The organism is Roseateles sp., from assembly GCF_052436255.1.
In the GTDB taxonomy this organism is placed as follows: Bacteria; Pseudomonadota; Gammaproteobacteria; order Burkholderiales; family Burkholderiaceae_C; genus Pelomonas.
The window spans coordinates 1-10711 of record NZ_JBQVNP010000162.1; the positions used below are offsets into that span (position 1 = coordinate 1).

10 protein-coding genes are annotated in these 10711 nt (G+C 65.4%); 5 read left to right on the forward strand and 5 right to left on the reverse strand.

The window, feature by feature from the left end; all coding sequences use genetic code 11:
* Together ACT6S0_RS23685 and ACT6S0_RS23690 are read left to right on the forward strand one after the other, a co-directional pair.
* Window positions 1-677, forward strand: a 677-nt coding sequence (locus ACT6S0_RS23685) for an acyl-CoA dehydrogenase (RefSeq protein WP_444766225.1), incomplete at its 5' end; no start/stop codon positions are given.
* A gap of 11 nt (window positions 678-688) precedes the next feature.
* Complete coding sequence (locus ACT6S0_RS23690; protein ID WP_444766227.1) at window positions 689-1642, forward strand: NAD(P)H-dependent flavin oxidoreductase; 954 nt, start codon at window positions 689-691, stop codon at window positions 1640-1642.
* Window positions 1643-1696: 54 nt separating this feature from the next.
* Here the strand turns inward: ACT6S0_RS23690 and ACT6S0_RS23695 are convergent, their stop codons facing one another.
* Genes ACT6S0_RS23695 through ACT6S0_RS23710 form a run of 4 tightly spaced genes read right to left on the reverse strand, consistent with a single transcriptional unit; the run spans window position 1697 to window position 5843 of the window.
* Window positions 1697-2344, reverse strand: coding sequence for a trimeric intracellular cation channel family protein (locus ACT6S0_RS23695; protein WP_444766229.1), 648 nt, complete (start codon window positions 2342-2344; stop codon window positions 1697-1699).
* 18 nt (window positions 2345-2362) lie between these two features.
* Window positions 2363-3925, reverse strand: a complete 1563-nt coding sequence (locus ACT6S0_RS23700) for an ABC transporter substrate-binding protein (protein ID WP_444766230.1) — start codon at window positions 3923-3925, stop codon at window positions 2363-2365.
* Entirely contained in the window at window positions 3922-5490 is a 1569-nt protein-coding gene (locus tag ACT6S0_RS23705) for an ABC transporter substrate-binding protein (protein ID WP_444766231.1), read from the reverse strand. The genes ACT6S0_RS23700 and ACT6S0_RS23705 overlap by 4 nt, the downstream gene beginning before the upstream one ends.
* A 59-nt stretch (window positions 5491-5549) precedes the next feature.
* On the reverse strand, window positions 5550-5843 hold the full coding sequence (locus tag ACT6S0_RS23710; protein ID WP_444766232.1) for a hypothetical protein: 294 nt from the start codon (window positions 5841-5843) through the stop codon (window positions 5550-5552).
* Between the two features lie 52 nt (window positions 5844-5895).
* Here ACT6S0_RS23710 and ACT6S0_RS23715 point away from each other — a divergent pair, with 52 nt between their 5' ends.
* Window positions 5896-6489 carry a 3'-5' exonuclease gene (locus ACT6S0_RS23715; protein WP_444766233.1) on the forward strand — a complete coding sequence of 198 codons (594 nt, stop codon included), beginning with the start codon at window positions 5896-5898 and terminating at the stop codon, window positions 6487-6489.
* Between the two features lie 8 nt (window positions 6490-6497).
* Here the strand turns inward: ACT6S0_RS23715 and ACT6S0_RS23720 are convergent, their stop codons facing one another.
* Complete coding sequence (locus ACT6S0_RS23720) at window positions 6498-7340, reverse strand: 2OG-Fe(II) oxygenase family protein (protein WP_444766234.1); 843 nt, start codon at window positions 7338-7340, stop codon at window positions 6498-6500.
* A gap of 287 nt (window positions 7341-7627) precedes the next feature.
* On the opposite strand from ACT6S0_RS23720, the gene ACT6S0_RS23725 reads away from it, so the two are divergent.
* Complete coding sequence (locus tag ACT6S0_RS23725; protein ID WP_444766235.1) at window positions 7628-10483, forward strand: 2-oxoglutarate dehydrogenase E1 component; 2856 nt, start codon at window positions 7628-7630, stop codon at window positions 10481-10483.
* 87 nt (window positions 10484-10570) lie between these two features.
* On the forward strand, window positions 10571-10711 hold a 141-nt coding region (locus ACT6S0_RS23730), incomplete at its 3' end, for a biotin/lipoyl-containing protein (protein WP_444766236.1).

Here is a 10711-nt window from a genome sequence, read left to right on the forward strand (position 1 = left end):
ACGTGGCCCCCCATCATCCCGACGCTGACGCGCGCAAGCAGAACCAGGCCTTCTACGACTTCATGGTGCCGCTGGTGAAGGGCTACAGCACGGAGATGAGCCTGGAGGTCACGTCACTTGGCGTGCAGGTGCACGGCGGCATGGGCTTCATCGAAGAGACCGGCGCGGCGCAGTACTACCGCGACGCCAAGATCCTGACCATCTATGAAGGCACGACGGCCATCCAGGCCAACGACCTGGTCGGTCGCAAGACGGCGCGTGATGGCGGCCAGCTGGCACACGGCATTGCCGGCCAGATCGAGGTGACGGAAGGCGAACTGGCTAAGCATGACAGCGTGGCGGCCCGCGCCGTGCTGAAGGCGCTGCGCGCTTCGCGGGAGGATTTCCTCGCCGTCGTCGACTTCATCGCTGCCCAGGCCAAGAGCAACCCGAACGCGGCCTACGCCGGCTCGGTGCCTTACCTGATGCTGGCCGGCAACCTCGTCGCTGGCTGGCAGCTGGCGCGCGCGCTGATGGTCGCTGAAGACGCCCTGGCGAGTGACAAGGACTTCATGGCCGCCAAGATCACGACGGCGCGCTTCTACGCCGAGCACATCCTGCCGCGCACGGCGTCGCTGCGTGCCGCCATCGTCGACGGCGCAGACAGTGTCACCGCTCTCAGCCTCGAAGCTTTCTGACGGAGTTCAACTTGGCCCTGCCTTCCATCCTGCAGAACCTGCCGCTGCCAGTCATCGGCTCGCCGCTCTTCATCATCAGCAACCCCAAGCTCGTCATCGAGCAGTGCAAGGCCGGCATCGTCGGCGCCATGCCCGCGCTGAACGCTCGGCCGTCCGAGCTGCTGGACGAATGGCTGGCGGAGATCACCGAGACACTGGCTGCCTACAACCGCGCCAACCCGGACAAGCCCGCCGCGCCGTTTGCTATCAACCAGATCGTGCACAAGAGCAATGAGCGACTTGAACACGACATGCAGGTCTGCGCCAAGTACAAGGTGCCCGTCGTCATCACATCGCTGGGCGCGCGCGAAGACGTGAATGCCGCCGTTCATGCCTGGGGTGGCATCGTGCTGCACGACATCATCAACAACAAGTTCGCGCGCAAGGCCATCGAGAAGGGCGCTGACGGCCTGATCGCTGTGGCGGCGGGCGCTGGCGGACACGCGGGCGTGAAGAGCCCGTTCGCGTTGATTCAGGAGATCCGCGAATGGTTCGACGGCCCGTTGGCGCTGTCGGGCTCGATGGCAACCGGGGACGCGGTGCTGGCAGCCCAGGCCATGGGTGCGGATCTGGCCTACATAGGCTCGGCGTTCATCGCCACCGACGAGGCGCGCGCGAGCGACGACTACAAGCGGATGATCGTGGCCAGCAACAGCGACGACATCGTCTACAGCAATCTCTTCACCGGCGTGCACGGCAACTATTTGCGCGGCTCCATCGTCGCGGCAGGCATGGACCCGGACAAGCTGCCCGAGAGCGACCCGAGTGCGATGAACTTCGGCGGCAGCGCGGCTAAGGCCTGGAAGGAAATCTGGGGTAGCGGGCAGGGCATTGGCGCGGTGCGCGAGGTGGTGCCGGCGGCGCAGCTGGTGGCCCGTCTCAAGCGTGAGTACGCCGCAGCGCGGGCACGCCTGGCGTTTAACTGAGCCCACCGCAGCGCCCTGCTGCAAGCCGCCTCGGGCGGGCGTTTTCTTCGGTGGTCAGCGCTTGTGGATGCGCCAGGCCGGCAGCGTCCAGCCCGTCCACAGGGCCAGGCCGCGCAGCAGCATCGCCGTGGCGGCCGCTGCGCTGATGGCAGCCCATTCGGGTGCATCGAGCTGGACCGCCGCCACCAGCACCCAGCCACCGACGAAGCTGCACAGCGCGTAGGGCCGGTGGTCGTGGAAGGCAGCCGGGATCTCGTTGCAGACGATGTCGCGCAGCACGCCGCCGAAAGTGGCCGTGACGACGCCCATCAGCACCGCCACGATGGCCGGCTGGCCCATGGCCAGCGCGAGCTGGGCGCCGTTGGCAGTGAAGAGGCCAAGCCCTAAGGCGTCGGGCCATTGGATGGCCTTCTCGGTCAAGGCGAGATGACGCCCGCGCATGAACAGCATCGCGGCGAAGCACAGGCCCATGAGCACCCACAGCCAGTCGGCATGCTCAACCCAGAAAAAGGGACGCCGGTCCAGCAATACGTCGCGCAGCGTGCCGCCGCCAAAGGCCGACAGACCCGCGACGACACACAGCCCGACGGCATCGAGCTGCTTGCGCGCGCCGGCCAGCAGGCCGGACAGCGCGAAGGCGAGGGTGGCGGCGATCTCGACGACGGATTGCAGTGCCGAGAAGTTGATGACAGGGGGCTTCATGAGCCCCACATCATTCCATCACTTCACGGTTGCCCAACGCGCCTGCGGCGCATCGTTGGCCGAGTGCGGGATCGTCACGCCGGACTTCATCGCCCACGGCCGCACCTGGTGGTGGATGGGGATGAAGAGGAACTCATCGCGCGTGCGCTTGAGCGCCTCCTGCATCTGCGCCAGGCGCTTGGTCGCATCCGTCTCGACCTTCATCTGCTGAACCAGGGCGTCCACCTTGGCGTCGCTGACGCGCGAGTAGTTGCCCTTGCCGTCGGCGCCCGAGGTCTTGGTATGCACGATGTCTTGTAGCGTGTATTGCGCATCGAAGGTCGTCACGCCCCAGCCGTACATGTAGAGCGGCAGGTCAAAGCGCTGCAGCGCCAAGGAGTGCTGCGTCATGGGCTGCGTCTGCAGCTTGGCCTTCACGCCGATGCGCGCCCACATCGACACAACCGCCTGGCAGATCTCCTCGTCGTTGACGTAGCGGTCGTTGGGGCAGGCCAGCGGCACTTCAAAGCCGTCGGCATAGCCGGCCTCGGTCATCAACTGCTTGGCCCGCGCCACATCGGGCTTGGCCACGACGTCCAGCTCGGCCGACCAGCCATAGGCCACCGGCGCCACCATGACGGCCGCCGGAATGGACAGCCCGCGCATCAGGCTGCGCTTGATCGCTTCACGGTCGATGGCGAGGGAAAGCGCCTCGCGCACGCGCTTGTCCTTGAAGGGGTTCTTGCCCTTCACGCTCGCACCCTTGATCTCGTCGCTGCCAATGTCCAGCGCGAAGAAGATGGTGCGGTTCTCGGGCCCGTCGATGACCTTGAGCCGCGGGTCGGCCTTGAGCTTGGCGACGTCCTGCGGGGGCAGGTCGGTCAGCAGGTCCAGGGCGCCAGACAGCAGGGCCGCCACGCGCGTCGCGTCCGACTTGATGGGCAGGTAGGTCACCTCGCTGACATTGCCCTTGGGCTTGTCCCACCAGTCCTTGTTGGCCACCATCGTGACCTTCTGGTCGGGCGTCCAGCTCGTGATCTTGAACGGCCCCGTGCCCATCGCGTTGCGCGATGCGTAGGTGTCTTCCTTGGCCTTGAAGTCCTGCGGGTTCTCGGAGCGGTTCTTCGTCGCCCAGGCCTTGCTGATGATTCGCACGTAGGTCAGGTTGCGCATCAACACGGGGTTGGGGCCGTCGAGGACGAAGTCCACCGTGTGGCTGTCGATCTTCTTCACCTCCTTGATGCCCGAGGCGTAGATGATCATGTTGCTGGCCGGGTGCTTGATGCGCTGCAGGCTGAACAGCACGTCGTCCGCCGTGAAGGGCGAGCCGTCATGGAACTTGACACCCTTGCGCAGTTCGAAGCGCACCAGCGACGGCGACACCATCGTCCACTTCGTGGCCAACGCCGGCTCGACGTCGAACTTCTCCGTGTATCGGGTCAGGCCCTCGTAGGCATAGCCCTGAATGGTCGTCGTCGCGGAGTGGTTCTGCGAGTGCGGATCGAGGGTCTGGATGTCGTTCTGTGCGGCCCAGCGCAGCGGGTTCGCGGTGGCGATGCCGGCGGCCAGCAACAGGGTGGCGAGGGTGGTGAGTGTCTTCATTTGATGGTGGTGTAGCGGGCTTCGAAGTAATCGTTGGAGCGGTGCATTGTGTCCACACCCGGCTTCATCGCCCAGGGGCGGATCTGGTGGTGCACCGGGATGAACAGCGCCTCGTCGCGGATGCGCAGGATCGCCTCCTTGATGAGTGCATTGCGCTTGGGCACGTCGGGCTCGAACTTGATCTTCTGGATCAGCTCGTCAAGCGTCGCGTCACTGACCTTGCCGAAGTTGAAGTTGCCATCGGCACCTGTCGTGCGCGTATGGCCCCAGGCCTGCATGCCGTAGAGGGCGTCATAGGTCGACACGCCCCAGCCCAGCATGAAGAACGGTGATTCGCCGCGCTGGAAGGTCTGGCTGTGCGTCGAGAACGGCGCCGAGATCAGGCGCAGCTTGACGCCGATCTTGGCCCACATCGACACTGCCGCCTGACAGACCTGCTCGTCGTTGACATAGCGGTTGTTGGGACAGTGCAGCGGCAGCTCGAAGCCCTGCGGGTAGCCGGCCTCAGCCAGCAGCTTGCGCGCCTTCTCCAGGTCGGGCTTGGGTGGCGCGTCCAGTGCTGCGTCGTAGCCGTTGACGCCTGGCGGGATCATCAGCGCGCCTGGCACCGACAGGCCGCGCATGATGCTGCGCTTGATCGCCTCGCGGTCCAGCGCCAGGTTCATGGCCTCGCGCACGCGCTTGTCCTTGAACGGGTTCTTGCCTTTCACGCTGGACTCGCGCAACTCCTCGCTGCCCTGGTCCATGACGAAGAAGATGGTGCGGATCTCCGCACCCTCCAGCAGCTTGACCTTGCCCTCCGCCTTGAGCTTGAAGAAATCCTGCGGCGGCAGATCGGTGACGAGGTCCACGTCGCCCGACAGCAGGGCCGCCACACGCGTCGGCGGCGACTTGATGGGCAGGTAAGTCAACTCGGTGATGTTGCCGGGGTTCTTGTCCCACCAGTCCTTGTTGGCGACCATCTTGACGGCCTGGTCGGGCTGCCAGCTCACCAGCTTGTAGGGGCCCGTGCCGTTGGCGTTGCGTGCCGCGAAGTTCTCTTCCTTGGCCTTGTAGTCCTGTGTGTTGGTCGCATTGTTCTTGGTGGCCCAGGCCCTGCTCATGATGGGCCAGCTGATGATGTTCTGCAGCAGCATCGGTGTCGGCGCCTCGAGGATCAGGTCGACGGTGTCGTCGTCGATCTTCTTGACCTCCTTGATGCCCGACACATAGGTCTGCTTGGTACCCTGCGGCTGCGTGATGCGGCCGAAGCTGAAGACGACATCGTCCGCCGTGAACGGCGAGCCGTCGTGGAACTTGACGCCCTTGCGAAGTTCGAAGCGCACCTGGGTTGGCGACACATAGGTCCACTGCGTTGCCAGCGACGGTTCGGGCCGGTAGTTCTTGCCCAGGCGCGTCAGACCCTCGTAGATGTGGGTGCCGATGGCGTTGGAAGTGTTGTGGTCCTGCGAGTGCGGGTCCAGCGTCAGGATGTCGTTCTGGGCGGCCCAGCGCAGTGGGGCGGCGGTTGCGGCGCCCAGCGTCAGCGCGGCGAGCAGGGGAAGGATTCGGAGGGCGGATTTCATGCGGCTTCCTTAACGACGGCAGAAGCCAAAAATAGTAGACGCGACTGCCGGCTGCCCGGCTAGGGCTTGCCCGCTACTTCTAGGGAGCAGTCGCAGCCCGCGCCCGCCGCGATCCAGCGCCGCACCAACCAGCCGCGCACGCCACCCGGTTGCGCAGTCAGCACGCCGCACACATAACGCGCACCGTCCCAGGACACGGCGACGCAGGCGCCGGTTCTGCGCCGGCTCAGGAGCACGCCGATGGGGCAGGGTTCGGCCAGGCAGCAGACGCCGCAGCCGTTGCAGGTGTCCCCGAGCGCCGGCTTCGGCGGCGCGTCGGGGTGAATCTCGATGACTCGTGTCGGCTGGCTCATGCGAGCGCGATCATGCCTGCGCTTGCATGTCCACCCCGTGCATACTGGACCGATGGACAGGCCCACCAGCGAACAGATTGCGGCACTGCCGCCCTACCATGCGTTGACGCCCGATCGCATCCACGTGCTTTGCGACGCCGCGCAGTGCGAGTTTGCAGAACGCGAGCTTCGCCTGGCCGGGCACGTCGGCTTCGATACCGAGAGCAAGCCCATGTTCATCGCTGGCGGTGAGCAGACGGGACCGCACATCGTGCAGTTCGCGACCGCAGAGCACGCCTTCATCGTCCATACCGAAAAGCCTGAAACGCAGGCATTCCTGCGGGCCATGCTGGAGTCGGCTGCCATTGCCAAGGTGGGCTTCGGGCTGGCTTCTGACCAGAAGCCCCTGCACAGGAAGCTGGGCTCGCAACTGCTCGGTGGCATCGATGTGTCCCACATGGTCCGGCGCCTGGGTTTCAAGCAGGCCGTCGGCCTTCGGGCCGCGGTGGCCATCGTCTTGGGTCAGCGCCTGCCCAAGTCCAAGAAGATCACGACGTCGAATTGGGCGAGCCGCAATCTCAGCCCGCAGCAGTTGCAGTACGCCGCCAACGACGCGCACGCCTCATTGCAGGTGTATCGGGCGCTCGCAGCCACGCCCGGGGCCTAGCAGGCGCTTCAGGTCTTCACACCCAGTTCGCGCAGCCGCTCGTCGAGGTAGCTGTTGGCCGTGTAGCGGTCGCTCAGGACCACGTCGTCGCGCGGGTGCAGGAACAGCGGCAGCGACACGCGGCTCTTCTTGGCGCCTTCGCCGGTCGGATTGACGACGCGGTGTTGCGTCGACGGGTAGTAGCCCTCCGACGCCTCCTGCAGCATGTCGCCGATGTTGATGGTCAGGGTGCCGAAGTCGCAGGGCACGTCGTGCCAGGCGCCATCGGTGCCCAGCACCTGCAGGCCCGGCTCGTTGGCTGCGGGCAGGATGGTCAGCAGGTTGATGTCGCCATGCGCCGCGGCGCGCAGCGACCCCGCGGGCTCCTGTCCGGTCAGCGGCGGATAGCGCAGCACGCGCAACAGCGTCTTGCTGCTGCCCCGGATCATGTGGGACAGCGGCTCGCGGTACCTGGCGGCGATCTCGGGTGGCGTGTAGCGCTCGACCCAGCCCAGCAGCTCTTGCGCCAGCGCATTGGCCTCGCGGTAGTAGGTGAGGGCGTCTTGCTTCAACGGCTCCGGGATGCGGCCCCACGGGTAAACATGGAAGTACTCCTTGATGTCCTTCTGCGTGGAGCCCTTGGCGGTCTCGGAGATCGCGGTCGAGAAATAGCCGTCCTGCGTCTCCTTGGAGAAGGCAAAGCCGTCCTTGGCGTCGCTGTTGAAGAAGGCCAGCCAGTCGGCATAGATCTTTTCGACCAGGGCCTGGCGGATCGGGTGGTTGGTCAGCACGCCGAAACCGGTCTCGTGCAGGGAACGGGTGAACTTCTCGGCCGCGTCTGCGGCGCGGTAGTCAACGACCTGGACTTGCATTGGGATCTCCTGAATGTCCCTCGCGCTCAGCCATTCAATGTCGGGGCTGGTGCGACGTTCAAGTTTACGAGTCCGTCAACTTTGTCGCGGCCTTTCTGGCTTCCCGGGCAAACCCGAGGTGCTAGAGTTCGCGCCCTACAGACGTAAACCAGTCCTTCCCGTCCCTTTTGCAGTTGCCACTGGCGACGGCGAAGGTGGGTCGCAATCCGCCAACCGGTCGAGCCGTGTCGCGGAAGGTTCTTCAACCAGCCAACTCCCTGGAAACCGGGGCATGAGGTGAGCGAAAGATGATGCAGCAATACAGGTCCAACTCCTACCTGTTCGGCGGAAACGCGCCGTATGTGGAGGAGATGTACGAGGCCTACCTCGACAACCCCGGTTCCGTCCCGGACAACTGGCGCGCCTATTTCGACGCGCTCCAGCATGTGCCGGCGGTCGACGGCAGCGAGTCCCGCGACGTGGCTCATGCGCCGGTCGTCGAATCCTTTGCCCAGCGCGCCAAGGCCAACGGCTTCGCCAACAAGGCCTCCAGCGCCGACCTGGCTGTCGCCCGCAAGCAGGTGCACGTGCAGTCGCTGATCGCGGCCTACCGCTTTCTCGGCAACCGCTGGGCCGAGCTGGACCCGCTCAAGCGCGCCGAGCGCCCCAAGATTCCCGAACTCGACCCCGCGTTCTACGACCTGACCGAGTCCGACATGGACATCTCGTTCAGTGCCGTGAACAGCTACTTCGGTGGCGAGACCATGACGCTGCGCCAGATCGTGCAGGCCCTGCGCGAGACCTACTGCGGCAGCATCGGCTCCGAGTTCATGCACGGCTCCGACCCCGGTGAAAAGCGCTGGTGGCAGGAGCGCCTGGAGAAGGCGCGCGGCAAGCCGACCTTCACGGCCGACGAGAAGAAGCACCTCCTCGACCGCCTGACCGCAGCCGAAGGCCTGGAACGCTATCTGCACACCAAGTACGTCGGCCAGAAGCGCTTCTCGCTCGAAGGCGGCGAGAGCTTCATCGCCGCCATGGACGAGCTGATCCAGCGCGGCGGTGAGCGCGGCGTGCAGGAAATCGTCATCGGCATGGCCCACCGCGGCCGCCTGAACGTGCTGGTCAACACGCTGGGCAAGATGCCCGCCGACCTGTTCGCCGAGTTCGAGCACAAGGCCGCCGAGGACCTGCCGGCCGGCGACGTCAAGTACCACCAGGGCTTCAGCTCCGATGTGTCCACGCCTGGCGGCCCGGTGCACCTGTCGCTGGCCTTCAACCCGTCCCACCTGGAAATCGTCAACCCGGTCGTCGAAGGCAGCGTGCGGGCCCGCCAGGACCGCCGCGGCGACAGCGAAGGCGCCCAGGTGCTGCCGGTGCTGGTGCATGGTGACGCGGCCTTCGGTGGCCAGGGCGTCGTGCAGGAAACGCTGGCGATGGCCCAGACCCGTGGCTACCGCACCGGCGGCACGGTCCACATCGTCATCAACAACCAGATCGGCTTCACCACCAGCGACCCGCGCGACCTGCGCTCCACCTGGTACTGCTCCGACGTCGTCAAGATGATCGAAGCCCCGGTGCTGCACGTGAACGGCGACGACCCCGAAGCCGTCGTCTGGGCCACGCAGCTGTGCATGGACTACCGCGCCGAGTTCAGGAAGGACGTGGTGCTGGACATCGTCTGCTTCCGCAAGCTCGGCCACAACGAGCAGGACACGCCGGCACTGACCCAGCCGCTGATGTACAAGAAGATCGCCGGCCACCCCGGCACGCGCAAGGTCTATGGCGACAAGCTGGTGGCGCAGAACGTGCTGCCGGCCGAAGGCCCGGACGAGATGGTCAAGGCCTACCGCGCCGCCATGGACGAGGGTCGCCACACCGTCGACCCGGTACTGACCAACTTCAAGAGCAAGTTCGCCACCGATTGGTCGCCCTTCCTGGGCAAGAAGTGGACGGACAGCTGCGACACCGCCATTCCGGTGGCCGAGTGGAAGCGCCTGGCCGAAAGGCTGACGACGCTGCCCAAGGACTTCGCCGCACACAACCTGGTGCAGAAGCTGTATGCCGATCGAGCCGCGATGGGCCGTGGCGAGGTCAACATCGATTGGGGCATGGGCGAGAGCATGGCCTTCGCGTCGCTGGTGGCCAGCGGCTACCCGGTGCGCCTGTCGGGCGAGGACAGCGGCCGTGGCACCTTCACCCACCGCCACGCCGTGCTGCATGACCAGAACCGCGCCAACTGGGACGCCGGCACCTACATCCCGCTGCAGAACGTCGCCGACGGCCAGGCGCCGTTCACGGTCATCGACTCCATCCTGTCGGAAGAAGCGGTGCTGGGCTTCGAGTATGGCTACGCCGCTGCCGAACCCAACACGCTGACCATCTGGGAAGCCCAGTTCGGCGACTTCGTCAACGGCGCACAGGTCGTCATCGACCAGTTCATCGCTTCCGGCGAAGTGAAGTGGGGCCGCTCCAACGGTCTGACCATGATGCTGCCGCACGGCTACGAAGGCCAGGGCCCAGAGCACAGCTCGGCGCGCCTGGAGCGCTTCATGCAGCTGGCCGCGGACAACAACATGCAGATCGTGCAGCCGACCAATGCCGCGCAGATCTTCCATGTGCTGCGCCGCCAGATGCTGCGCATGTTCCGCAAGCCGCTGGTCATCATGACCCCCAAGAGCCTGCTGCGCGCCAAGGACGCCACCTCGCCGCTGGCCGACTTCACCAAGGGCGAGTTCAAGACCGTCATCGGTGAACAGGACAGCGCGGTGAACGCGGAGAAGGTCAAGCGGGTGATCGTCTGCTCGGGCAAGGTGTACTACGACCTGGTCAAGGCGCGCGCCGAGAAGAAGTCGGCCGACGTCGCCGTCATCCGCGTCGAGCAGCTCTACCCCTTCCCGCACAAGGCCTTCGCGGCCGAGCTGAAGAAGTACCCGAACGCCACCGACATCGTCTGGTGCCAGGATGAGCCGCAAAACCAGGGCGCCTGGTTCTTCGTGCAGCACTATGTGCACGAGAACATGAGCGAAGGCCAGAAGCTCGGCTATGCCGGCCGCCCGGCCAGCGCCAGCCCGGCCTGTGGCTACGCCCACCTGCACCAGGAGCAGCAGAAGGCGCTGCTGGATCAGGCCTTCGCCAAGCTCAAGGGCTTCATCCTCACCAAATGAGACCGCACCGCGCAGCGCCAGTGAACGGCGCTGCGTTCGCCTGCGCCTGCACCATCACACCGAATAAAGAACACGGAGCCTCACACCATGGCCATCGTTGACGTTCAAACCCCGCAGTTCTCCGAATCCGTTTCCGAGGGCACGCTGCTGACCTGGAAGAAGAAGCCCGGCGAAGCCGTCACTGTTGACGAAACCCTTGTCGAGATCGAGACCGACAAGGTCGTGCTC

Coding starts and splice junctions, on each gene's coding strand:
- ACT6S0_RS23710 (WP_444766232.1), bottom strand. CDS start 5,843: ATGAGCCAGCCGACACGAGTCATCGAGATTCACCCCGACGCGCCGCCG.
- ACT6S0_RS23700 (WP_444766230.1), bottom strand. CDS start 3,925: ATGAAGACACTCACCACCCTCGCCACCCTGTTGCTGGCCGCCGGCATC.
- ACT6S0_RS23725 (WP_444766235.1), top strand. CDS start 7,628: ATGATGCAGCAATACAGGTCCAACTCCTACCTGTTCGGCGGAAACGCG.
- ACT6S0_RS23715 (WP_444766233.1), top strand. CDS start 5,896: ATGGACAGGCCCACCAGCGAACAGATTGCGGCACTGCCGCCCTACCAT.
- ACT6S0_RS23705 (WP_444766231.1), bottom strand. CDS start 5,490: ATGAAATCCGCCCTCCGAATCCTTCCCCTGCTCGCCGCGCTGACGCTG.
- ACT6S0_RS23720 (WP_444766234.1), bottom strand. CDS start 7,340: ATGCAAGTCCAGGTCGTTGACTACCGCGCCGCAGACGCGGCCGAGAAG.
- ACT6S0_RS23695 (WP_444766229.1), bottom strand. CDS start 2,344: ATGAAGCCCCCTGTCATCAACTTCTCGGCACTGCAATCCGTCGTCGAG.